The following is a 22,736-nucleotide window of genomic DNA, read 5'->3' on the forward strand; positions in this document are numbered from 1 at the left end:
ACCAACTCCTCGTCTCAAGAGCTCCTCGTCGAGCTCGCGAGCTGGGCAGGAATGGACAGTCAGAGTTAGAGTAACCGAACGATCGGTCGGGACAAGGGGGTCCGCCGCATCTGTGGAAAACGGCGTGCGGGAGGATCGCGCACATGACAGCACTCGACCTCAGCAGCCCCGTGGCAGTCGTCGGCACCGGCACCATGGGCCAGGGCATCGCCCAGGTCGCGCTGGTTGCGGGCCACCCCGTGCGGCTCTACGACGCGGCTCCCGGGCGTGCCGCGGCGGCGGCCGAAGCGATCGGCGCCCGTCTGGACCGGCTCGTCGCGAAGGACCGGCTCACCGGCGCCGACCGGGATGCCGCGCGCGCCCGGCTCCGGCCGGCCGAGAGCCTCACCGACCTCGCGGACTGTGCGCTCGTCGTCGAGGCGGTACTCGAACAACTCGACGTCAAGCAGCGGCTGTTCAGCGATCTCGAAGACACCGTCGGGGACGACTGCCTGCTCGCCACCAACACCTCCTCGCTGTCCGTCACGGCCATCGGTGGCGCCCTGCGCAACCCGGGCCGGCTCGTCGGGCTGCACTTCTTCAACCCGGCGCCGCTGCTGCCGCTCGTGGAGGTCGTCTCCGGGTTCGCGACCGACGTCACCTCGGCCACGCGCGCGTACGAGACGGCCCGGGCCTGGGGCAAGACGCCCGTCGCCTGCGCGGACACGCCCGGCTTCATCGTCAACCGCATCGCGCGGCCCTTCTACGCCGAGGCCTTCGCGGTCCACGAGTCCCAGGCCGCCGACCCGGCCACCATCGACGCGGTCCTGCGCGAGTCCGGCGGTTTCCGGATGGGCGCCTTCGAGCTCACGGACCTGATCGGCCAGGACGTCAACGAGTCCGTCACGCACTCCGTGTGGCAGTCCTTCTTCCAGGACGTGCGCTTCACGCCCTCGCTCGCCCAGCGACGGCTCGTCGAGTCGGGCCGGCTCGGACGCAAGGCGGGGCACGGCTGGTACGACTACGGGGACGGCGCCGAGCGGTCCGAGCCGCACACCGCGGAGAAGGCGCAGCCGCCCGCCTACGTCGTCGTCGAGGGTGACCTCGGCCCCGCCGCCGATGTCCTCGGCCTGATCCGCGAGGCGGGCATCCAGCTCCGGGAGGACGAGGAAGACCACGGCACGCGCCTGGTGCTGCCGAGCGGCGGCCAGTTGGTCCTCGCCGACGGCCAGACCTCGGTCGAGTTCCGCGACGTCGTCTACTTCGACCTCGCGCTCGACTACCGCAAGGCCACCCGGATCGCCCTGTCGGCGTCCCAGGACACCGCTCCCCAGACGCTCTCCGAGGCCATCGGCCTCTTCCAGGCCCTGGGCAAGGACGTCAGCGTGATCGGGGACTGCCCCGGCATGATCGTCGCCCGCACGGTGGCCCGGATCGTCGACCTCGCCCACGACGCGGTCGCCAAGGGCGTGGCCACCGAGGAGGACATCGACACCGCGATGCGGCTCGGCGTCAACTACCCTCTCGGCCCCTTCGAGTGGAGCCGCAGGCTCGGCACGGACTGGTCCTACGACGTCCTGGACGAACTCCACACGCGCGACCCTTCCGGGCGCTACGCGCCGTCGCTGGCGCTCTACCGCCACGCGTACGCCACGGAGAAGCGGGAGGGCACCTCGTGACCACCGCCAAGCGGGACACGTACACCCCCGAGACGCTGCTCTCCGTCGCCGTCCAGGTCTTCAACGAACGCGGCTACGACGGCACCTCCATGGAGCACCTCTCCAAGGCCGCCGGCATCTCCAAGTCGTCGATCTACCACCATGTCGCGGGCAAGGAGGAACTGCTGCGGCGTGCGGTGAGCCGGGCGCTGGACGGCCTCTTCGAGATCCTCGACGAGGACAACGCGCGCGTGGGGCGTGCCGTGGAGCGCCTGGAGTACGTCGTACGGCGCATGGTCGAGGTGCTCACGTCCGAGCTGCCCTACGTGACGCTGCTGCTTCGGGTGCGCGGCAACACGGGTACCGAGCGGTGGGCCCTGGAGCGGCGCCGCGACTTCGACCACAGGGTCGCCGAGCTCCTGAAGGCCGCTGCCGCCGACGGGGACGTACGCGGTGACGTGGAGGTCCGGCTCGCGACCCGGCTGGTCTTCGGAATGATCAACTCGCTCGTGGAGTGGTACCGCCCCGACGCGCGGGGCATGGGCGCGCGGGAAGTGGCCGACGCCGTGGTGGTGCTGGTCTTCGGAGGGCTCCGGCGGGAGTCGTGAGGCCCGGGAGTCCGGTGGTGCCGGCTCCGGGGCGGGAGTCGTGAGGTCCCCCGAGTCCGGCGGTGCCGGGCTCGGGCAGGAGCCATGCGGCCCGGGTCACGGCTCCATCAGCCCTCCGGTTCCAGGTCCTCCTCCTCGAAGACCAGCAGCGTCCGGCTGCTGAGCACCTCCGGGATGGCCTGGAGACGGGTGAGCACGAGTTCGCGCAGTGCCCGGTTGTCCGGCGTGTGCACCAGAAGAAGTACGTCGAAATCGCCGCCCACCAGAGCGATGTGCGAGGCCCCGGGGAGCACCCTCAGCCGCTCCCGCACCGTGCGCCAGGAGTTCTGCACGATCTTGAGGGTGATGTACGCCGATGTGCCCTGCCCGGCGCGTTCGTGGTCGACCCGTGCCCCGAAGCCGCGGATCACGCCGTCCTCGATGAGGCGGTTGATCCGCGCGTAGGCGTTGGCCCGCGACACATGGACCCGTTCGGCCACGGAGCGTATGGAGGCACGGCCGTCCGCCTGCAGCATGTGCAGGATGTCCTGGTCGATCGCGTCGAGCGGACGGGCGGGCGGCGCGACGGGGCCGGCCTCCGGCGGCTCGGCCATTTGTTCAGGTGCCATGTCCCCCCGCCTCCCTACCATGGACGTACTGCGTCCATCTCAGGCTGTGCAGAACCGTTTGTCCACAGCCTGGCGGTGCCTGTAGCCAAAATGTGCCGACGACCGAACAATCGGTAGGTGAGGCGCATCACACCCGTGACGCGTCTGAAGCCGCTCCCACGAGGAGGTGCCGTCATGACGGTCATGGAGCAGCGAGGGGCCTACCGGCCCACGCCGCCGCCCGCCTGGCAGCCCCGCACCGACCCCGCGCCGCTGCTGCCCGACGCGCTGCCCCACCGCGTCCTCGGCACCGACGCGGCCGCGCAGGTCGATCCGGCCCTGCTGCGCCGTCTGCACGCCGAGCTGGTGCGTGGCCGCCGCTACAACGTTCAGGCCACCGCCCTCACCAAGCAGGGCCGTCTCGCCGTGTACCCCTCCAGCACCGGACAGGAGGCCTGCGAGGTCGCCGCCGCGCTCGTGCTGGAGGAGCGCGACTGGCTCTTCCCCAGCTACCGCGACACGCTCGCCGCCGTCGCCCGCGGCCTCGACCCCGTCCAGGCCCTCACCCTGCTGCGCGGCGACTGGCACACCGGCTACGACCCGCACGAGCACCGCATCGCCCCCCTGTGCACCCCGCTCGCGACCCAGCTCCCGCACGCCGTGGGCCTCGCGCACGCCGCCCGCCTCAAGGGCGACGACGTGGTCGCGCTCGCCCTGGTCGGCGACGGCGGCACCAGCGAGGGCGACTTCCACGAAGCGCTGAACTTCGCCGCCGTGTGGCAGGCGCCGGTCGTCTTCCTCGTGCAGAACAACGGCTTCGCCATCTCCGTCCCGCTCGCCAAGCAGACCGCCGCCCCGTCGCTGGCCCACAAGGCCGTCGGTTACGGGATGCCGGGCCGCCTGGTCGACGGCAACGACGCCGTGGCCGTGCACCAGGTCCTGAGCGAGGCCATCGCCCACGCGCGCGCGGGCGGCGGTCCCACGCTCGTCGAGGCCGTGACGTACCGCATCGACGCCCACACCAACGCCGACGACGCCACCCGCTACCGCGGCGACTCCGAGGTCGAGACCTGGCGCGGGCACGACCCCATCGTGCTGGTGGAGCGGGAACTGACCGAGCGCGGTCTGCTCGACGAGTCCGCCCTGCAGGCGGTGCGCGACGACGCCGAGGCGATGGCCGCGGACCTGCGCGAGCGCATGAACCAGGACCCGGTGCTCGATCCCATGGATCTGTTCGCCCATGTGTATGCCCAACCCACTACTCAACTGCTTGAGCAGGAGAGCCAGCTGAGAGCGGAGCTGGACGCCGAGGCGGACGGCACGCCCGGAGCGGGCCCGCACGGCCCGGAAGGAGCCGGGCGATGACCACGGTTGCCCTCAAACCGGCCACGATGGCGCAGGCGCTCGGGCGCGCCCTGCGGGACGCCATGGCCGCCGACCCGGCCGTCCATGTCATGGGCGAGGACGTCGGCACCCTCGGCGGCGTCTTCCGGGTCACCGACGGGCTCGCCAAGGAGTTCGGCGACGACCGCTGCACGGACACCCCGCTCGCCGAGGCGGGCATCCTCGGCGCGGCGGTCGGCATGGCCATGTACGGCCTGCGGCCCGTCGTGGAGATGCAGTTCGACGCGTTCGCCTACCCGGCGTTCGAGCAGTTGATCTCGCACGTGGCGAAGATGCGCAACCGCACGCGGGGCGCCATGCCCCTGCCCATCACGATCCGCGTCCCCTACGGCGGCGGCATCGGCGGCGTCGAACACCACAGCGACTCCTCCGAGGCGTACTACATGGCGACCCCGGGCCTCCATGTCGTCATGCCCGCGACCGTCTCCGACGCCTACGGACTGCTGCGCGAGGCCATCGCCTCGGACGACCCGGTCGTCTTCCTGGAGCCCAAGAGGCTGTACTGGTCGAAGGATTCCTGGAACCCGGACGAGCCGCCGGCCGTTGAGCCGATAGGCCGCGCGGTGGTGCGGCGCTCGGGCCGGAGCGCCACGCTCATCACCTACGGGCCGTCCGTGCCCGTCTGTCTCGAAGCCGCCGAGGCGGCGCGGGCCGAGGGCTGGGACCTCGAAGTCGTCGACCTGCGCTCCCTGGTGCCGTTCGACGACGAGACGGTCTCCGCGTCGGTGCGGCGGACCGGACGTGCGGTCGTCGTGCACGAGTCGGGCGGGTTCGGCGGACCGGGCGGGGAGATCGCGGCCCGCGTCACGGAGCGCTGCTTCCACCACCTGGAGGCGCCGGTGCTGCGTGTCGCCGGTTTCGACATCCCGTATCCGCCACCGATGCTGGAGCGGCACCACTTGCCCGGCGTCGACCGGATCCTGGACGCCGTGGGGCGTCTGCAATGGGAGGCGCAGAGCTGATGGCACAGGTGCTGGAGTTCAAGCTCCCCGACCTCGGGGAGGGACTCACCGAGGCGGAGATTGTCCGCTGGCTGGTGGAGGTCGGTGATGTCGTCGCCGTCGACCAGCTCGTCGTCGAGGTCGAGACGGCCAAGGCGATGGTGGAGGTCCCCTGTCCTTACGGCGGCGTGGTCACCGCCCGCTTCGGCGAGGAGGGCACAGAGTTGCCCGTGGGAGCACCGCTGCTGACCGTCGCCGTGGGCGCCCCGGCCGGCGGCGAGGACAGTGAGATCGGCAAGGACGACCGGAGCGACGAGGGCTCCGGGAACGTGCTGGTGGGCTACGGCACGGGAGCGCCCCCGGCGCGGCGCCGGAGGGTACGTCCCTCCGGTGGTGCCGCGGCCGGTGGCCGACGGTCGGCCGGCGGGCCGGCGGGTGCACCGGCCCCGGCGGGTGCACCGGCCCAAGCGGGAGCACCGGCCCCGGCGGGCACGGGCGCTTCGCCCGCCCGGCCCGAGCCGGGCCGCCCCGAGCCCGTCGGTGCCGCGCAGCCGGAAGCGGCAGGCCACGCGGGGACCGCGCGGAACGGCGTCGCCGCGACGCGAGGTGACGGTCCCGTGCCGGTCATCTCGCCCCTCGTGCGACGGCTCGCCCGGGAGAACGGCGTGGATCTGCGGGAGCTGGAGGGCTCAGGCCCCGAAGGACTCATCCTGCGGGCCGACGTCGAGTACGCCCTGCGTGCGGCGGCGACCGGCAGGATGCGATCGTCCGACACCATGGAGCCGTACCCCGCTCCGCCGGCCGGAGTCGGCCCCGACGCGTCCGTCGAGGCGCCCTCGTACGACCGCGCGCGGGCTTCGGCCTCGTACGCGGACATCACGTCCGTCGTGCCCGGTGCGGGCGGTGTCTCCCGGGGCGCCACTCCGCAGGGGGTCCGTGTTCCCCTCCGGGGTGTCCGCGGTGCCGTCGCCGACAAGCTCTCGCGCAGCCGGCGCGAGATTCCCGACGCGACCTGCTGGGTGGACGCCGACGCGACGGAGCTCATGCAGGCACGCAGGGCGATGAACGCGGCAGGCGGCCCGAAGATCTCCCTGCTCGCCCTGCTGGCCCGGATCTGCACCGCGGCGCTGGCCCGGTTCCCCGAACTCAACTCGACGGTCGACATGGATGCCCGCGAGATCGTCCGGCTCGACCAGGTGCACCTGGGCTTCGCGGCCCAGACTGAGCGGGGGCTCGTCGTCCCCGTCGTACGGGACGCGCACACACGGGACGCCGAAGGGCTGAGCGCGGAGTTCGGCCGGCTGACCGAGGCGGCCCGGACCGGGACGCTGACGCCCGCGGACCTCACGGGCGGCACCTTCACGCTGAACAACTACGGCGTGTTCGGCGTCGACGGCTCCACGCCGATCATCAACCACCCCGAGGCGGCCATGCTCGGCGTCGGCCGCATCATCCCCAAGCCCTGGGTGCACCAGGGCGAGTTGGCGGTGCGCCAGGTCGTCCAGCTCTCGCTCGCCTTCGACCACCGGGTCTGCGACGGCGGTACGGCGGGCGGTTTCCTGCGGTATGTGGCGGACTGCGTGGAACAGCCGGCGGTGCTGCTGCGGACCCTGTAGCCCCGGGGATCCGGTCACCCCCGTTTCCACGCCGTGCCCCGGGGGTGGCACTGATCCCTCGGGCGCCCATACTCGGGGCATGACCGCGTACGAGCCCGAGGGCGCGACCGGGCGTTCGGGCAGCTCCGGCCCGCAGGGCACCCCCGGTGCCGCTGCCGGGTACGACGCCGTCGTGCTCGCGGGCGGTGCGGCCCGGCGACTCGGCGGCGCGGACAAGCCCGGCGTGCGGGTGGGCGGCCGGGCGCTGCTGGACCGGGTGCTGGCCGCGTGCGCCGGTGCCACCCGCACGGTGGTCGTGGCCGAACCCAGGTCCACCGCGCGCCCCGTGGAGTGGGCCCGCGAGGACCCGCCGGGCGGCGGACCACTTGCCGCGCTGGACGCCGGACTGCGGCCCACCACGGCGCCGTACGTCGTCGTGCTCTCGGCCGACCTGCCGTTCCTGGAGGAAGAGACGGTACGGCGCCTGCTGGACACCCTTCGCGCCGACGGCGTCCACGAGGCCCCGCCCGCTCGCGCGGGTGACACCCACAAGACCCCGCCCGCCACCGAAGAGGGCCACCTCGATCCCGACGGTCCCGGCATCCGCCCCGACGGCGTCGTCCTCACCGACCCCGACGGGCGGGATCAGCCCCTCGTGGCCGTCTACCGCGCGGACGCGCTGCGCCGTGAGCTGGCCGTGCTCGCCGCCGCGCACGGGGGACTCGGCGGGCTGCCGCTACGACGGCTCGTCGCCGCGCTCGACCTCACCCGTATCTCCGACCCCGTCGCGTCCTTCGACTGCGACACCTGGGACGACATCGCCGCCGCCAGAGCACGCATCAGGGAGCATGGGCACGTGCTGGATGAATGGATTTCCGCAGTCAAGGACGAGCTGGGCATCGACCTGGACGTCGACACCGGCGTTCTGCTCGACCTGGCCCGCGACGCCGCCCACGGGGTGGCCAGGCCGGCCGCGCCGCTGACCACGTTCCTCGTCGGATACGCGGCCGCGAGGGCCGGCGGAGGACCGGAGGCGGTCGCCGAGGCCGCCCGCAAGGCCGCCGCGCTCGCGCTCCGCTGGGCCGACGAGGACACCCCCGACGCCAAACCGGACGCCGCCGACCCCCCGTCGCCCGCCACCCCCACCGCGCCCGCCTCGCCCGCCGACGCCACCCCGACAACTCCCGCCACCGAGCCGGACGCCGGATGACCGCCGCCCGTTCCACCCGGGACAGCCAGGGCAGCCAGGACGCCGACGAATTCGACGTCGAGGAGGCGCTCGCCCTGGTCAAGGGGGCCGGCGCCCGCGTGCCCGGCGAGCCCGGTCGAGCCGACAGTTCCGCCCTCGGCCCCCAGGGAACCGACAGGACGGCGGTTCCCGCACCCGACGCGCAGGACAGCGGCAAAGGCACGCACGCCCATCACCGCTCCACCCCGTGGCCGGAGGCCCGAGCCGTCGCAGAGCGGGCCGCCCGCTCGCTGCCCCGCCGCACCCCCGTTTCGGTCCCCCTCGACGCCTCCCTCGGCCTCGTCCTCGCCGCCCCCCTGACCGCGCTCACGGACCTTCCCTCCTTCGACACCTCCGCCATGGACGGCTGGGCGGTCGCCGGGCCCGGGCCCTGGGAGGTGCGCGAGGACGGTGTACTCGCCGGGCACGCGGAGCCGGAGCGGCTCAGCGACGGCGAGGCGGTCCGGATCGCCACCGGGGCACGGGTCCCGCGGGACGCGACCGCCGTCCTGCGCAGCGAGCACGGCCGCCTCGACGACAAGGGGCGGCTGCACGCGAGCGGCGCGCAAGCGCCCGGCTCCACCCGCTCACGGGGAATCCTGGCGATCGCGCACGGTCAGGACATTCGCCCGCGCGGCCAGGAATGCCGCAGCGGCGACCAGTTGCTGCCGCTCGGAGTGCTGGTCACCCCCGCAGTGCTGGGCCTCGCGGCGGCCGCCGGATACGACACGCTCGCCGTCGTCCCCCGCCCGCGCGCCGAAGTCCTCGTCCTCGGCGACGAATTGCTCGCCGAGGGTCTGCCCCGGGAGGGGTTCATCCGGGACGCGCTCGGCCCCATGCTGCCGCCATGGCTGCGGGCGCTGGGCGCCGAGGTGGTCGCGGTACGCCGGCTCGGCGACGACGCCAAGGCGCTGCACAAGGCGATCACGGGCTCCCGGGCCGACCTGATCGTCACCACCGGCGGCACCGCGGGCGGCCCCGTCGACCATGTCCACCCCACGCTGCGCCGGATCGGCGCCGAACTGTTGGTGGACGGCGTCAAGGTGCGGCCGGGGCATCCGATGCTGCTGGCCCGCACCGGGGAGAACCAGCACCTCGTCGGCCTGCCCGGCAACCCGCTCGCCGCCGTCTCCGGACTGCTCACGCTCGCGGAGCCGCTGCTGCGCACGCTGGCTGGACGCGCGGCCCCGGAGCCGTACACGCTGCCGCTCAAGGAAGGCGTGCAGGGGCACTCGTACGACACCCGGATCGTCCCCGTCTCGCTGCGCGGCGACCGCGCCGCGCCCCTGCACTACAACGGCCCGGCGATGCTGCGGGGCATCGCCGCCTCCGATGCGCTCGCGGTCGTACCGCCGGGCGGCGCGCGGGCCGGCCAGGAGCTGGAACTTCTCGATCTGCCGTGGGCCACCGCGGGGATCGACGCGTGCTTCGCCTGAGCCGGTCGAGGTCGGGAGCGCCCTGAATCCGAGCGGGGAGTGTTTCACGTGAAACCGACTGCCTTCCGGCGCACGACGGGTACGACGGGTACGACCGGCACGACCAGATCCGTGCACTCCTAAGGTGACCGACCTGCTTCATCCACCGTTGCTTCATCCACCGGTACTGGTCGCTCCACGAGGTCGATTCCACTCCCGTGGGTCATCGGATTCTCCAGAACGTCTGCTCCATGGGGGCTGACCGTGGACGCATCGAGGAGGCGTCCCGCAGGCCCGGCGGGCAGGGCTTGTCGGGCAGAAGCGGATCAGGAGGGACGTCGACCTGTTCCAGCGCGTGGCGGGCATCGGTGATCCGCCGGTCAGCCGCCGATCGCCGACCGCCACCCGATCGCCGACGGCCACCGACCGCCGCCCGATCGCCGACTGCCGTCGGCCACCCGTCTGCCACCCGATCGCCGACCGCCCCCGGCCGACCGCCTGCCACGGACCGACCTGGTGGTCGGTGTCGTACGAGGGCATCGCGGGTTCGGACACGACGATCAGGACGTCGGCACACTGCAGTCGACGGAGCGGCTGATCACGAGCGCGGGTCACTCGGGACACTCAGAGGACGCCGGGCATTCGGCCCCTGGCGCAGGAATGGGCAAGGCCTCCCAGGAGTAGCGTCCCTCCCATGTACGCGATCACGATTCCTGAACCTGGTGGGCCCGAGGCGCTGGTGTGGGACGAGGTCCCCGATCCGGTGCCGGCCGAGGGCGAAGTACTGGTGGAGGTGGTGGCCAGCGCCGTCAACCGTGCCGATCTGCTGCAGCGGCAGGGCCTGTACAACCCGCCACCCGGAGCGTCCCCCTATCCCGGACTCGAATGCTCGGGGCGCATCGCCGCGGTCGGCCCGGGTGTCCTCGGCTGGGAGGTCGGCGACGAGGTGTGCGCGCTGCTCGCGGGCGGCGGATACGCCCAGAAGGTCGCCGTCCCGGCCGGGCAGCTGCTGCCCGTGCCCGCGGGCTTGGACGTCCAGCAGGCGGCGGCGCTGCCCGAGGTGACGTGCACCGTCTGGTCGAACGTCTTCATGGTCGCCCACCTGCGCCCCGGCGAGACCCTGCTCGTGCACGGCGGTTCCAGCGGCATCGGCACCATGGCGATCCAGCTGGCGAAGGCCGTCGGCGCGAAGGTCGCGGTCACGGCGGGTACCAAGGAGAAGCTCGACTTCTGCGCGGAGCTGGGCGCGGACATCCTGATCAACTACCGCGAGCAGGACTTCGTCCAGGAGATCAAGCGGGCCACCGGCGGGGCGGGTGCCGACGTCATCCTCGACAACATGGGCGCCAAGTACCTCGACCCGAACGTGCGCGCCCTCGCCGTCAACGGACGGCTGGCCATCATCGGCATGCAGGGCGGCATCACGGCGGAGCTGAACATCGCCGCCCTCCTGAACAAGCGCGCGGCCATCAGCGCGACCTCGCTGCGCGCCCGGCCGCTCAGCGAGAAGGCGGCGATCGTGGCGGCGGTACGCGAGCACGTGTGGCCGCTGATCGACTCCGGCCATGTCCGTCCGGTCATCGACCGCGAGCTGCCGATGAGCGACGCGGCGGGGGCGCACCGGGTACTGGAGGAGAGCAGCCACATCGGAAAGGTGCTGCTGGTCGCTCCCTAGCGGCGGCCCCCCGCTACCGGGGTGCGTGGTGGAAGCACCGACCCCGGCTTCCGGGGGAGCGCTGTGGCCGCCCAGAGCCGGGTGCCGTGCCTCGCGTGCAGCGTTGTCGCCGCCCAGAGCCGGATTCCGTGCCTTCGGGTGCCGCGCCCTCGCGTGCTGTGCGGCCGGATGCCGTGCGGCCGGGTGCGTGCGCTCGCGAGAACAGGGCGATGAGGCGCCCCGCCGCTTCCGTGCGGTGCGCCTCAGCCGCGTCGTGCCCGCAGGGCCAGGAAGGCCAGCCCCAGGCCCAGGCCGATGAGGATCAGGCCGCTGCCCAGCGGCAGGATCGCCAGGGCCGGGTCGGGCGTGGAGCCGGGGCCCACGACGCTCTGCTGGACGGGGACCGCGTCGTTGTGCGAGGGCTCGGGGGTCACGCTCGGCTCCGTGAGTCCGGTGTCGGCGGCGGGGGCCGTGTCCTGGAGGTCCGGGGTGTCCGTGCTGTCCTGGCCGTCCGGAGTGTCCGGCTTCGTGCGGCCGGGCCGCTCGCGTCCCTCGCCCGCGAAGCTGCCCGCACGGGAGGGATCCGCCGTAGGAGTGGGCCGTGCGGGATCGGAGGCGCCGGGGCCGGCCGCGTCGGATGCGGTGGTGGATGCGGCGGTTCCTCCGGCGGACGGGGCCGGGGTGGTGGTGGACGTGGCGGTTCCTCCGGCGGACGGGACCGGGGTGGTGGTGGGCGTGGCCGTTTCTCCGGCGGACGGGGCCGGCGCGGTGGTGGATGCGGCGGTTCCTCCGGTGGACGGGACCGGGCCGGCGGCGGACGGGTGGGCCCCGGAGCTTCTGGTGGACGAGAGGGCCCCGGAACCGGCCGCGTACGAGGGGGTCCCGGAGCTTGCGGGGGCGGCGTTCGAGAGGGGGCCGGCGCCGTTCAGCAGGGCGGCCGCCAGCAGTCCGGCCGTGGGCAGGGTGCGGAGCCATGGAGTCACGTCGGTGACCCCCTCCCGGTACGGTTCGCCAAGACGGGTGCCGTGATCGACGAATCAAGCCTCACATGACGTCGTGATCCCGGCATCTCGACAGAAAGTGACCTCATTCGCGCACTTCAGGGGCCGTGGAGCCCCGTCCTTTCGCGAACTGCGCCGTCGTACGTGGTGGATCACCGTGTACGGGGGGCACCACCGTGATGGAGTACGTGGGTGCGAGAGAATGTCGGCATGGAGATGCCGAGGAACGAACGGTCGCCGGAGAACCCTCAGATCCTGGTTGTCGGCCAGGACGGAATGGCTCTCGGCGGCACCGGGGACGAGGACTCCCGAGAGATCCCGGTGACGGAGATGGTGGAACAGCCCGCCAAGGTGATGCGCATCGGCAGCATGATCAAGCAGCTGCTGGAGGAAGTGCGCGCCGCACCTCTGGACGAGGCCAGCCGGGTCCGGCTCAAAGAGATCCACGCGAGTTCCGTCAAGGAGCTGGAGGACGGTCTGGCCCCGGAGCTCGTGGACGAACTGGAGCGGCTCTCCTTGCCCTTCACGGACGAGGGGACCCCCAGCGACGCGGAGCTGCGGATCGCGCAGGCTCAGTTGGTGGGCTGGCTCGAGGGGCTCTTCCACGGGATCCAGACGACCCTGTTCGCCCAGCAGATGGCGGCCAGGGCGCAGCTGGAGCAGATGCGTCGTGCCCTGCCGCCGGGCGTCGGCGGTCTGGAGGGCGACGAGGACCCCCGTACGGGAGGCCGCTCGGGCGGACCGTACCTGTAACCGCAGGTCACCGAGCCACCCCGGCGAACAAGGTCACCCCAGCGATCGAAGGTCACCCCGACCGAAACGGGCCCGGCACCGAAGTGCCGGGCCCGTTCCCGAGTCCGTTCCCGAGTCCGTTCCCGAGTCCATTTCCGAATGGGCTGCCGAAGCGCGCTCGGACCGCTCGGACTGTCCGACAGCTTCGATCGTTCAGGGACGCTTCAGGAGGGGTCGCCCGACGACACCTTGAGCTCGATCTCGGGCATGTTCTTGGGGTCGACGTCGTCGCCGGCGGAGGGGAACTGGTCCATGACCGTGTCCTCGCCGTACGTGTTCTCGTCGACACGCGTGATCTTCATCTGCCAACCGGCGGCCTGGAAGCAGGACTTCACCGAGGTGAGGTTCTTGAAGTGGAAGTCCGGTACCTGGATCTTGTTCGGGTCGTCGTACGACTCCGTCGGATCCGTGCATTTCTCGGTGTCGATCGTCTTCGACGTGTCCGGACCCTTGTGCCCCTCGACCACGGTGGGCGAGTTGCTGGCGGTGTTGCCGCCGCCGCCCTTGTTGTCGTCGCCGCTCCCGCCGTTCACGGCGAGCGCCGTGATCAGGCCGCCGATCGCGATGAGCGCGACCACGACGGCACCGATCACGACCGTCTTGTTGCTCCTGCCGCCGCCCGAGCCGCCGACGGGCTGGGGCGTGAGGTTGTACGGCGGCGGGGTCGAAGTGCCGTGCTGCGGGGAGTACGCGGCGGTCTGCGGGGTCGGGTAGCCGCCCTGCTGCGGGTAGCCGTACGCGGGGGCGGGGGTCGGGGTGCCGTACGGGTTCGGCTGGTAGGGCGTCTGTACGGGGCCGGGTGCAGGGGTGCCCTGGTCGACCGGCGGGAAGACGGCGGAGCCGACGCCCGAGCCGCTCGGCGTCTGGGCGCCCGGCACGATGTTCGGCGCGGCGGCCTGGAACGACTGGGCGACCCGCAGGCACTCGTCCCGCATGATCTCGGCGCTCGGGAAGCGCTCGTTCGGGTTCTTCTTCAGCGCGCGGGCGATCAGCGCGTCCACCGCCGGGGGCAGCGAGCGGTTGACCGAGGAGGGCGCGACCGGCTCCTCCTGGACGTGCGCGTAGGCGATGGCCAGCGGGGAGTCCGCCTCGAACGGCAGCCGCCCGGTGACCAGTTGGAACAGCATGATGCCGACCGAGTACAGGTCGGACCGGGCGTCGACACCCCGGCCGAGGGCCTGCTCGGGAGAGAGGTACTGCGGGGTGCCGACGACCATGCCGGTCTGCGTCATGGAGGTGACGCCGGACTGCATGGCGCGGGCGATGCCGAAGTCCATGACCTTGACGACGTTGCGCTTGGTCATCATCACGTTGCCCGGCTTGATGTCCCGGTGGACCAGGCCCATCTCGTGGCTGATCTCCAGAGCGGCCAGCACATCCGCGGTGATCTTCAGCGCCTTGTCGGCGGGCATCGCGCCGTACTGCTGGATGTCCGCGTCGAGGACCGAGCCGAGCGGCTTGCCCTCGATGTACTCCATGACGATGTACGGCGTCGTCATGCCGTTGAGGTCGTCCTCGCCGGTGTCGAAGACCGAGACGATGTTCGTGTGCGTGAGCTTGGCCACCGACTGGGCCTCGCGGCGGAAGCGCTCGCGGAAGGCCTGCTCGCGGCCGAGTTCGGTGTGCAGCGTCTTGATCGCGACCTGGCGGTCGAGCACCGAGTCGTAGGCGAGATGCACCGAGGCCATACCGCCCTCGCCGAGCAGATCGCGCAGCTGGTAGCGGCCGCCGGCGACCGCGCGCCCCGCGTACCGGCCCTGTGCGCCGTCCTGGCTCATGTTCTGCGTCCCCCGCGGCATCGGTGATCGATTGGCTTATTCCGGGCCAAGTCTGCCCGAGGGCACGGACACGTCAAGCTCGGTGCCCGTTCCGTGACCGTCTGAGAAAGAAGCGTCGCGGAAGCGTTACAGGTGGCGTACGGCCGGTACACGGAATTGGCACACACGGACCTTCGACGGGCCGGACGGCCGGTCCATCTCACGCCCATCTCGGAACGGCGCCATGCGCGGAGCCTGTAGCGTGGCCCGACGGAGACCGTAACAACCACCGCGCAGACCGCGGGCAGAAACGACGGCGAGGACTGATGGCACAGCAGCAGCGCGCTCAGGGCCCGTCCGACCCCGAGGCGACTGGCGGCGGTATGTCAGATGCGCCGGAGATGTGGGGTAACGGCGGACTGGTCGGCGACGGCCGATACCGGCTGACGCACCGGCTCGGCCGGGGCGGTATGGCCGAGGTGTTCGCCGCCGAGGACGTGCGCCTGGGGCGGACCGTGGCGGTCAAGCTGCTCCGTTCCGACCTGGCCGAGGACCCCGTGTCCAAGGCGCGTTTCACACGTGAGGCACAGTCGGTCGCGGGGCTCAACCACCATGCGGTCGTCGCCGTGTACGACTCCGGCGAGGACGTGGTCGGGCACGGTGTCGTCCCGTACATCGTGATGGAGATCGTCGAGGGTCACACGATCCGCGATCTGCTGATCAACGCCGAGGCCCCCGGGCCCGAGCAGGCGCTGATCATCGTCTCCGGTGTGCTGGAGGCGCTCGCCTACTCGCACCAGCACGGCATCGTGCACCGTGACATCAAGCCGGCGAACGTGATCATCACGGAGACCGGCGCGGTCAAGGTGATGGACTTCGGTATCGCGCGCGCTCTGCACGGCGCGCAGTCGACGATGACCCAGACCGGCATGGTCATGGGCACCCCGCAGTACCTCTCCCCGGAGCAGGCGCTCGGCAAGGCCGTCGACCACCGCTCCGACCTGTACGCGACCGGCTGTCTGCTCTACGAACTCCTCGCGCTGCGGCCCCCGTTCACCGGAGAGACGCCACTCTCGGTGGTCTACCAGCACGTCCAGGACATCCCGGTGCCTCCCTCGGAGGTCTCGGGCGGGGTGCCGCCGGAGCTCGACGGGCTTGTCATGCGCGCCCTCGCGAAGGATCCGGACGACCGGTTCCAGACCGCCGAGGAGATGCGCGGCCTCGTCCAGTACGCGCTGCAGATGCTGTACGACCAGGGCAGTCACACCGGCACCTGGAACACCGGCCCGGTCACGATGCACGAGGGTCCGCACGGGCAGGCGTCCGGTTTCGCCGGTACGGCCGCGCTGCCGCACCCCGGTGACTACGGCACCACGCAGATCCCGGCACCGCTCATCCCGCCCTACGGGGGCGGTGACGACGGCGGCTTCGAGGGGCACGGCAACCGGGGAGGCGGCCGCGGCAAGCTGTGGATCCTCGCGGTCTTCGCCATGATCGCCATCGTGGCGGGTGTCGCGCTGGCGCTCAAGAACACCGGCAACGGCGGGGGCGCGGGGACCGGTACCACGCAGTCGCCGACCGTCACGCACTCCAGCACGAGCGACAACTCCACCGAGCAGCCCACCGACGCGGCCACGGACCAGTCCACGGCCGACACCTCGGACGACTCGACCAACACCGGCGACGGCACGGACTACACCCCGTCGTACGAGCCGACCCAGAGCGTCACCAGCCAGCCGCCGACGGACGAGCCGACCGACCAGCCGACGAAGACGAAGCCGACCACGGCCGCCCCGACGGACGAACCGACCACGCCGACGTCGGAGCCGACGTCCAGCGATCCGGCGGGCGGCGGCACCGAGTCCCCCGCCGCGGGAGACGTGGGCTGACCCGATTCGGCAGGGTCCGAACGGATCCGAGAAGAGCACACCGTCCACGCGCGCGGGAGGCCCACAACGGGTTTCCCGCGCGCGCGCCGTTGGACATCCGGCGCGTCACGGGTCGTGCCGGCTCCGCCGATCCGGGCCGTGCGGGAAAGAGGCACCCGCCGGCAGAGTCGGGTTTTCGTTCAGTGGCGCCCGGTGTCAGTGGCGCCCGGTGTCAGTGGTGCTGCTGTTCCGCCTGTATGCGCGCCACATAGGCCGCCGCCTGCGACCGGCGTTGCATTCCCAGTTTGGACAGAAGGCTCGACACGTAATTCTTGATCGTCTTTTCGGCGAGGTGCATTCGCTCTCCGATCAGGCGATTGGTGAGCCCTTCGCCGATCAGGTCGAGGATCTTGCGTTCCTGGTCGGTGAGGCGGGCGAGCCGGTCGTCGCCCCGGGCGCCGCCGTCCCGCAGCCGCTCCAGGACACGCGCGGTGGCCACCGGGTCGAGCAGGGATTTTCCGGCCGCGACGTCCCGTACGGCCGCGAGCAGCTCATTGCCGCGGATGGCCTTCAGCACATAGCCCGACGCGCCCGCCATGATCGCGTCGAAGAGGGCCTCGTCGTCGGCGTACGAGGTCAGCATCAGGCACTTGATGTCCTCGTCCGCGGAGCGGATCTCGCGGCAGACCTCCACGCCGCTGCCGTCCGGGAGGCGTACGTCCAGGACGGCCACGTCCGGGCGGGTGGCCGGGATCCGGACCAGTGCGTCGGCCGCCGTACCGGCCTCCCCGACCACTTCGATGTCGTCCTCGACCGAGAGCAGTTCGTGGACTCCGCGGCGGACCACTTCGTGGTCATCGACCAGGAATACGGTGATTTTCCCGATTTCGCGCACGCTGTCAGTCTCACACACGATCATGGGCATTGCCCCAAGTGAACTCTTCCCGAGTCCGGGGTGGCCGGGATAACGTGCCGGTGTTCCGGCCCCCTGCAAGGCTGTAACCAGTGCTGTGACCAGCGACTGTTCCCGATCTGCTCGATCTAGTAGGAAATCCACGTATCCAAGTACTTGGATTTCCTATCAAAATCGCAGGTCAGGAGAGGTTTCACAGAATTGTGAAGCACTGGGTAACGTGACTGTTGCAGGGCGCTCGCCGGGGCACCTGTCACGCCTGTTCCCGGCCGAGTGGCACCCACCCCGTGCACGGGTGCCGGAACAGGCGAGCCGCTCCCCCGAGCTCAAACCGCGAGCGAGGGGGACCCCCAGCCTTCCGGCAACCCCGGGGGCCGGACCGACGGAGGAGCACACGTGACCGTGGAGAGCACTGCCGCGCGCAAGCCGCGACGCAGCGCCGGTACGAAGAGCGCCGCGAGCGCCAGTACGACCGGTACCAAGAGCGCCGCGAGCAGGAGCGCCGGCGCGGCCGCCAAGAAGTCGCCCGGGGCGACGGGCGGCGAGCCGGAGCTCGTTCAGCTGCTGACCCCGGAAGGCAAGCGGGTCAAGGACGCCACGTACGACCCGTACGTCGCCGACATCACCCCCGAGGAGCTGCGCGGCCTGTACCGGGACATGGTCCTGAGCCGCCGCTTCGACGCGGAGGCCACCTCCCTGCAGCGCCAGGGCGAGCTCGGCCTGTGGGCCTCGATGCTCGGCCAGGAGGCCGCCCAGATCGGCTCGGGCCGGGCCACCCGCGATGACGACTACGTCTTCCCGACCTACCGCGAGCACGGCGTCGCCTGGTGCCGCGGGGTCGACCCGACCAACCTGCTCGGCATGTTCCGGGGTGTGAACAACGGCGGCTGGGACCCGAACAGCAACAACTTCCACCTGTACACGATCGTCATCGGCTCGCAGACGCTGCACGCCACCGGCTACGCCATGGGCGTCGCCAAGGACGGCGCCGACTCGGCCGTGATCGCGTACTTCGGTGACGGCGCATCCAGCCAGGGTGACGTCCTGGAAGCCTTCAACTTCGGGGCGGTCTACAACGCTCCCGTGGTGTTCTTCTGCCAGAACAACCAGTGGGCGATCTCCGAGCCGACCGAGCGCCAGATGCGCGTGCCGCTGTACCAGCGCGCGCAGGGCTTCGGCTTCCCCGGCGTGCGCGTGGACGGCAACGACGTGCTCGCCACCCTCGCGGTGACCCGCTGGGCGCTGGAGCGGGCCCGCAACGGCGAGGGCCCCACCCTGGTGGAGGCGTACACCTACCGCATGGGCGCGCACACCACCTCCGACGACCCGACCAAGTACCGGGCCGACGAGGAGCGCGAGGCGTGGGAGGCGAAGGACCCGATCCTGCGCCTGCGCGCCTACCTGGAGGCCGCGAACCACGCCGACGAGGCGTTCTTCGCGGAACTCGAGACGGAGAGCGAGACGTTGGGCAAGCGAGTGCGCGAAGTCGTACGGGCCATGCCTGACCCGGACAAATTCGCCATCTTCGAGAACGTGTACGCGGACGGGCACGCGCTCGTCGACGAGGAGCGCGCCCAGTTCGCCGCCTACCAGGCGTCGTTCGCGGACGCAGGGGAGGGCAAGTAGCCATGGCGACGGAAAAGATGGCGCTGGCCAAGGCGATCAACGAATCGCTGCGCACGGCCCTCGACGCCGACCCCAAGGTCCTCATCATGGGCGAGGACGTCGGCAAGCTCGGTGGTGTCTTCCGGGTCACCGACGGGCTCCAGAAGGACTTCGGCGAGGAGCGGGTCATCGACACCCCGCTCGCCGAGTCGGGCATCGTCGGCACCGCGATCGGCCTGGCCCTGCGCGGCTACCGCCCGGTCGTGGAGATCCAGTTCGACGGATTCGTCTTCCCGGCGTACGACCAGATCGTCACCCAGCTCGCGAAGATGCACGCGCGGGCGCTGGGCAAGATCAAGCTCCCCGTCGTCATCCGTATCCCGTACGGCGGCGGCATCGGCGCCGTCGAGCACCACTCGGAGTCCCCCGAGGCGCTCTTCGCGCACGTGGCGGGCCTGAAGGTGGTCTCCCCGTCGAATGCCGGCGACGCCTACTGGATGATGCAGCAGGCCATCCAGAGCGACGACCCGGTGATCTTCTTCGAGCCCAAGCGGCGCTACTGGGACAAGGCCGAGGTCAACAAGGACGCCATCCCCGGTCCGCTGCACAAGGCACGGGTGGCGCGCGAGGGCAGCGACCTCACCCTGGTCGCGTACGGCCCGATGGTGAAGGTCTGCCTGGAGGCCGCCGCGGCCGCCCAGGAGGAGGGCAAGTCGATCGAGGTCCTGGACCTGCGCTCGATGTCCCCGATCGACTTCGACTCCATCCAGGCCTCGGTCGAGAAGACCCGCCGCCTGGTCGTGGTGCACGAGGCCCCGGTGTTCCTCGGGACGGGCGCGGAGATCGCCGCCCGTATCACCGAGCGGTGCTTCTACCACCTGGAGGCGCCCGTCCTGCGGGTCGGTGGCTATCACGCCCCGTATCCGCCGGCCCGCCTGGAGGACGAGTACCTTCCGGGCCTGGACCGCGTGCTCGACGCCGTCGACCGCTCGCTGGCGTACTGAGGAGAGAGTCGTGACGACGATGACTGAGAACGCGTCGGGACTCCGCGAGTTCAAGATGCCCGATGTGGGCGAGGGACTCACCGAGGCGGAGATCCTCAAGTGGTACGTCCAGCCCGGTGACACGGTCACCGACGGCCAGGTCGTCTGCGAGGTCGAGACCGCCAAGGCCGCGGTCGAACTGCCGATCCCGTTCAACGGTGTGGTGGCCGCGCTCCACTTCCCCGAGGGCACGACGGTGGACGTCGGCCAGGTGATCATCGCGGTGGACGTGTCCGGTGGGACGGCGCCCGCGCAAGCGGCGGCCCCGGCCGCCGAGCAGGCACCCGTTGCTCCTGCCGTTCCCGCTGCTCCCGCCGCTCCGGTGGCGGAGGCGGCTCCCGCCGAGGAGGCCAAGCCCGAGGGCCGCACGCCGGTCCTCGTCGGGTACGGCGTGGCGGAGTCCTCCACCAAGCGGCGCCCCCGCAAGGGCGCCGAGGTCCCGGCCGAGCAGAGCGAGACGCTCTACGCGGCCACCGCGATCCAGGGCGAGCTCAACGGTCACGGGCCCGCGGCCCAGCAGCGGCCCCTCGCCAAGCCCCCGGTCCGCAAGCTCGCGAAGGACCTCGGGGTCGACCTGGCGACGGTCACCCCGTCGGGCCCGGACGGCATCATCACGCGGGAGGACGTGCACGCGGCGGCAGCCCCGGCGCAGGCACCGGCTCCGGTCGCTGCCCCGGCCCCGGCTCCGCAGGAGGCCCCGGCCCGGGTACAGCCGCAGGCCCCGGTGGCGTCGTACGACGCCACGCGGGAGACCCGGGTCCCGGTCAAGGGTGTCCGCAAGGCGATGGCCACCGCGATGGTGGGCTCGGCGTTCACCGCGCCGCACGTCACCGAGTTCGTGACGGTCGACGTGACGCGCACGATGCGCCTGGTCGAGGAGCTCAAGCAGGACAAGGACATGCAGGGGCTGCGGGTGAATCCGCTGCTGCTCATCGCCAAGGCCCTGCTGGTCGCGGTCAAGCGCAACCCCGCGATCAACGCCTTCTGGGACGAGGCCAACCAGGAGATCGTCCAGAAGCACTATGTGAATCTGGGCATCGCCGCGGCCACACCCCGTGGCCTGATCGTCCCGAACATCAAGGACGCCCACGCCAAGACCCTGCCGCAGCTGGCCGAGTCGCTGGGCGAACTGGTGGCCACGGCCCGCGAGGGCAAGACCTCGCCGGCCGCGATGCAGGGCGGCACGGTGACGATCACCAACGTCGGCGTCTTCGGGGTCGACACGGGCACGCCGATCCTCAACCCCGGCGAGTCCGCGATCCTCGCGGTGGGCGCGATCAAGCTCCAGCCCTGGGTCCACAAGGGCAAGGTCAAGCCCCGTCAGGTCACCACGCTGGCGCTCTCCTTCGACCACCGCCTGGTCGACGGCGAGCTCGGCTCCAGGGTCCTCGCCGACACCGCGGCCGTCCTGGAGCAGCCCAAGCGGCTGATCACCTGGGCGTGAGCCGACCGGCCGGAGGGACGCGAGTCCCGCCGGCCGCCCGGAAGTGATTCCGTATACGCCGAGGGCGCCTCTTCTTCGTACGAGTCCCGTACGAGGAGAGGCGCCCTCGGCGTGGTCGAGCCGGGTTCCCCGGACGGCCCGCGACACGAGAGGGGCCCGCCGCGCGGTGCGCGGCGGGCCCCTCTTTTTTTGTGCGCGTGTCTTACTTGGCGAACGCGTAGTTCATCAGCTTCGTGGCGTCCGACGTGCGCTGGGTGATCGACGTGGAGGCGAGCACCGTGCCGATGACCGTCTTGCCGTTACGCGTCGCGGCGAAGACGAGGCAGTACTTCGCCTCGGGGCCCGAACCGGTCTTGACGCCGATCGTGCCGGTGTAGCCGGTCAGCAGAGGCTTGTTGGTGTTCTCCCACGTGTAGTAGCGGTAGCCGCCACTCGCGGTCGTCACCTTCTGCTTGGTGCTGACGGTCTTGACGACCGTCTTGAACGTGGTGCTCTTCATGGCGCTGCTGGCGATCTTCGTCAGGTCGCGCGGCGTCGAGTAGTTGTTGCCGTTGCCGATGCCGTCGAACGAGTCGAAGTGCGTGTGCGCCAGGTGCAGGCTGGTCGCGGCCGAGTTCATCTTGCCGATGAACGACTTCACGCGGGCGGCGCGGGTCGTGCCCGAGCCGAACTTGTCGGCGAGCGCGTAGGCGGCGTCACAGCCCGACGGCAGCATCAGACCGTAGAGGAGCTGACGGACGGTGACCTTGTCGCCGACGATCAGGTGGGCCGAGGAGGCGGTGTTGGCGACGATGTAGTCGCTGTAGGCCTTCTGGACCGTGACCTTGGCGTCCAGGTTCAGGTTCGGCTGGGACAGCACGACCTTGGCCGTCATGATCTTCGTGGTGGAGCCGGTGGACAGCGGGGTGTCCGCCGCCTTGGTGTAGAGGGTCGTGCCGGTGCCGTTGTTCATGACATAGCCGCCCTTGGCGGCGATCGTGGGCGTGGCGACCGCGCCCGCGGGCGCGGCGCCGAAGGCTCCGGCTGCCAGCACGGCGCCGGTCGTGAGGGTCACAGCGGCGGCCCTGCGGAAACGCGTGCCCTTAATGCCGGTAATCAAAATGAACGCTCCGTATGCGCGAAATGCCCCTGGGAGACAGGCACATGGCAGTGCCGTCCCACGTTCGGACTCGCGGGGCGCGCAAAGGGATGTACGGCGAACGAGCGAAATTCATGTGACCTGGGTTACACCCGGAGGCAGTTGG

At 71.3% G+C, this 22,736-nt stretch carries 18 protein-coding genes; 13 read left to right on the forward strand and 5 right to left on the reverse strand.

The features are described 5' to 3' along the window. Positions 1-143: 143 nt before the first annotated feature. Together ACZ4N5_RS01435 and ACZ4N5_RS01440 are read left to right on the forward strand one after the other, a co-directional pair. The gene (locus tag ACZ4N5_RS01435; RefSeq protein ID WP_467755107.1) at positions 144-1,658 is read left to right on the forward strand and encodes a 3-hydroxyacyl-CoA dehydrogenase; all 1,515 of its coding nucleotides are present in this window, start codon (positions 144-146) and stop codon (positions 1,656-1,658) included. Then, positions 1,655-2,245, forward strand: coding sequence for a TetR/AcrR family transcriptional regulator (locus ACZ4N5_RS01440; RefSeq protein ID WP_467755108.1), 591 nt, complete (start codon positions 1,655-1,657; stop codon positions 2,243-2,245). The genes ACZ4N5_RS01435 and ACZ4N5_RS01440 overlap by 4 nt, the downstream gene beginning before the upstream one ends. A gap of 107 nt (positions 2,246-2,352) precedes the next feature. Here ACZ4N5_RS01440 and ACZ4N5_RS01445 read toward each other — a convergent pair whose 3' ends face one another. Further along, positions 2,353-2,853 (reverse strand): Lrp/AsnC family transcriptional regulator, encoded by a 501-nt coding sequence (locus tag ACZ4N5_RS01445; protein WP_261703685.1) that lies wholly within the window; start codon positions 2,851-2,853, stop codon positions 2,353-2,355. Between the two features lie 174 nt (positions 2,854-3,027). Here ACZ4N5_RS01445 and pdhA (ACZ4N5_RS01450) point away from each other — a divergent pair, with 174 nt between their 5' ends. The 6 genes from pdhA (ACZ4N5_RS01450) (at position 3,028) to ACZ4N5_RS01475 (ending at position 11,090) form a co-directional block, all read left to right on the forward strand. After that, positions 3,028-4,197 carry a pyruvate dehydrogenase (acetyl-transferring) E1 component subunit alpha gene (pdhA, locus tag ACZ4N5_RS01450; RefSeq protein ID WP_467755109.1) on the forward strand — a complete coding sequence of 390 codons (1,170 nt, stop codon included), beginning with the start codon at positions 3,028-3,030 and terminating at the stop codon, positions 4,195-4,197. Next, on the forward strand, positions 4,194-5,198 hold the full coding sequence (locus ACZ4N5_RS01455; protein WP_355851691.1) for an alpha-ketoacid dehydrogenase subunit beta: 1,005 nt from the start codon (positions 4,194-4,196) through the stop codon (positions 5,196-5,198). The genes pdhA (ACZ4N5_RS01450) and ACZ4N5_RS01455 overlap by 4 nt, the downstream gene beginning before the upstream one ends. Then, positions 5,198-6,793 (forward strand): dihydrolipoamide acetyltransferase family protein, encoded by a 1,596-nt coding sequence (locus tag ACZ4N5_RS01460; protein ID WP_467755383.1) that lies wholly within the window; start codon positions 5,198-5,200, stop codon positions 6,791-6,793. The genes ACZ4N5_RS01455 and ACZ4N5_RS01460 overlap by 1 nt, the downstream gene beginning before the upstream one ends. A gap of 79 nt (positions 6,794-6,872) precedes the next feature. Beyond that, the gene (locus ACZ4N5_RS01465; protein ID WP_467755110.1) at positions 6,873-7,982 is read left to right on the forward strand and encodes a DUF6457 domain-containing protein; all 1,110 of its coding nucleotides are present in this window, start codon (positions 6,873-6,875) and stop codon (positions 7,980-7,982) included. Then, on the forward strand, positions 7,979-9,436 hold the full coding sequence (locus tag ACZ4N5_RS01470) for a molybdopterin molybdotransferase MoeA (protein ID WP_467755111.1): 1,458 nt from the start codon (positions 7,979-7,981) through the stop codon (positions 9,434-9,436). The genes ACZ4N5_RS01465 and ACZ4N5_RS01470 overlap by 4 nt, the downstream gene beginning before the upstream one ends. A gap of 673 nt (positions 9,437-10,109) precedes the next feature. Next, the gene (locus ACZ4N5_RS01475; protein WP_467755112.1) at positions 10,110-11,090 is read left to right on the forward strand and encodes an NAD(P)H-quinone oxidoreductase; all 981 of its coding nucleotides are present in this window, start codon (positions 10,110-10,112) and stop codon (positions 11,088-11,090) included. 242 nt (positions 11,091-11,332) lie between these two features. Here ACZ4N5_RS01475 and ACZ4N5_RS01480 read toward each other — a convergent pair whose 3' ends face one another. Further along, positions 11,333-12,052 carry a hypothetical protein gene (locus ACZ4N5_RS01480; protein WP_467755113.1) on the reverse strand — a complete coding sequence of 240 codons (720 nt, stop codon included), beginning with the start codon at positions 12,050-12,052 and terminating at the stop codon, positions 11,333-11,335. A gap of 228 nt (positions 12,053-12,280) precedes the next feature. Here ACZ4N5_RS01480 and ACZ4N5_RS01485 point away from each other — a divergent pair, with 228 nt between their 5' ends. Continuing rightward, entirely contained in the window at positions 12,281-12,823 is a 543-nt protein-coding gene (locus ACZ4N5_RS01485; protein WP_467755384.1) for a bacterial proteasome activator family protein, read from the forward strand. A gap of 203 nt (positions 12,824-13,026) precedes the next feature. On the opposite strand, the gene ACZ4N5_RS01490 is transcribed toward ACZ4N5_RS01485, so the two are convergent. Continuing rightward, positions 13,027-14,640 carry a protein kinase domain-containing protein gene (locus tag ACZ4N5_RS01490; RefSeq protein WP_467755114.1) on the reverse strand — a complete coding sequence of 538 codons (1,614 nt, stop codon included), beginning with the start codon at positions 14,638-14,640 and terminating at the stop codon, positions 13,027-13,029. Between the two features lie 305 nt (positions 14,641-14,945). On the opposite strand from ACZ4N5_RS01490, the gene ACZ4N5_RS01495 reads away from it, so the two are divergent. Then, on the forward strand, positions 14,946-16,508 hold the full coding sequence (locus ACZ4N5_RS01495; protein ID WP_467755115.1) for a protein kinase domain-containing protein: 1,563 nt from the start codon (positions 14,946-14,948) through the stop codon (positions 16,506-16,508). A 211-nt stretch (positions 16,509-16,719) separates the two neighbouring features. Here ACZ4N5_RS01495 and ACZ4N5_RS01500 read toward each other — a convergent pair whose 3' ends face one another. Beyond that, positions 16,720-17,382, reverse strand: a complete 663-nt coding sequence (locus ACZ4N5_RS01500) for a response regulator (RefSeq protein ID WP_467755116.1) — start codon at positions 17,380-17,382, stop codon at positions 16,720-16,722. Between the two features lie 414 nt (positions 17,383-17,796). Here ACZ4N5_RS01500 and pdhA (ACZ4N5_RS01505) point away from each other — a divergent pair, with 414 nt between their 5' ends. From pdhA (ACZ4N5_RS01505) to ACZ4N5_RS01515, 3 genes are read left to right on the forward strand one after another with little or no spacing between them, the layout of a single operon-like run. Continuing rightward, on the forward strand, positions 17,797-19,026 hold the full coding sequence (gene pdhA / locus ACZ4N5_RS01505; RefSeq protein ID WP_467755117.1) for a pyruvate dehydrogenase (acetyl-transferring) E1 component subunit alpha: 1,230 nt from the start codon (positions 17,797-17,799) through the stop codon (positions 19,024-19,026). Positions 19,027-19,028: 2 nt separating this feature from the next. After that, a complete protein-coding gene (locus ACZ4N5_RS01510) occupies positions 19,029-20,009 on the forward strand; it encodes an alpha-ketoacid dehydrogenase subunit beta (protein ID WP_355846760.1) in 981 nt (326 codons plus the stop codon). Between the two features lie 10 nt (positions 20,010-20,019). After that, positions 20,020-21,492 carry a dihydrolipoamide acetyltransferase family protein gene (locus tag ACZ4N5_RS01515; protein ID WP_467755118.1) on the forward strand — a complete coding sequence of 491 codons (1,473 nt, stop codon included), beginning with the start codon at positions 20,020-20,022 and terminating at the stop codon, positions 21,490-21,492. Between the two features lie 202 nt (positions 21,493-21,694). On the opposite strand, the gene ACZ4N5_RS01520 is transcribed toward ACZ4N5_RS01515, so the two are convergent. Further along, positions 21,695-22,591: a D-alanyl-D-alanine carboxypeptidase family protein gene (locus ACZ4N5_RS01520; RefSeq protein ID WP_467755119.1), complete on the reverse strand. Its 897-nt coding sequence runs from the start codon at positions 22,589-22,591 to the stop codon at positions 21,695-21,697. Positions 22,592-22,736 lie beyond the last annotated feature (145 nt).

Source organism: Streptomyces sp. NPDC026500 (assembly GCF_055567635.1).

Excerpts from the sequence above, each read along its gene's own strand:
- ACZ4N5_RS01435 (WP_467755107.1), top strand. The coding sequence starts at position 144 with ATGACAGCACTCGACCTCAGCAGCCCCGTGGCAGTCGTCGGCACCGGC.
- ACZ4N5_RS01445 (WP_261703685.1), bottom strand. The coding sequence starts at position 2,853 with ATGGCACCTGAACAAATGGCCGAGCCGCCGGAGGCCGGCCCCGTCGCG.
- pdhA (WP_467755109.1), top strand. The coding sequence starts at position 3,028 with ATGACGGTCATGGAGCAGCGAGGGGCCTACCGGCCCACGCCGCCGCCC.
- ACZ4N5_RS01455 (WP_355851691.1), top strand. The coding sequence starts at position 4,194 with ATGACCACGGTTGCCCTCAAACCGGCCACGATGGCGCAGGCGCTCGGG.
- ACZ4N5_RS01460 (WP_467755383.1), top strand. The coding sequence starts at position 5,198 with ATGGCACAGGTGCTGGAGTTCAAGCTCCCCGACCTCGGGGAGGGACTC.
- ACZ4N5_RS01465 (WP_467755110.1), top strand. The coding sequence starts at position 6,873 with ATGACCGCGTACGAGCCCGAGGGCGCGACCGGGCGTTCGGGCAGCTCC.
- ACZ4N5_RS01470 (WP_467755111.1), top strand. The coding sequence starts at position 7,979 with ATGACCGCCGCCCGTTCCACCCGGGACAGCCAGGGCAGCCAGGACGCC.
- ACZ4N5_RS01475 (WP_467755112.1), top strand. The coding sequence starts at position 10,110 with ATGTACGCGATCACGATTCCTGAACCTGGTGGGCCCGAGGCGCTGGTG.
- ACZ4N5_RS01485 (WP_467755384.1), top strand. The coding sequence starts at position 12,281 with ATGGAGATGCCGAGGAACGAACGGTCGCCGGAGAACCCTCAGATCCTG.
- ACZ4N5_RS01490 (WP_467755114.1), bottom strand. The coding sequence starts at position 14,640 with ATGAGCCAGGACGGCGCACAGGGCCGGTACGCGGGGCGCGCGGTCGCC.
- ACZ4N5_RS01495 (WP_467755115.1), top strand. The coding sequence starts at position 14,946 with ATGGCACAGCAGCAGCGCGCTCAGGGCCCGTCCGACCCCGAGGCGACT.
- ACZ4N5_RS01510 (WP_355846760.1), top strand. The coding sequence starts at position 19,029 with ATGGCGACGGAAAAGATGGCGCTGGCCAAGGCGATCAACGAATCGCTG.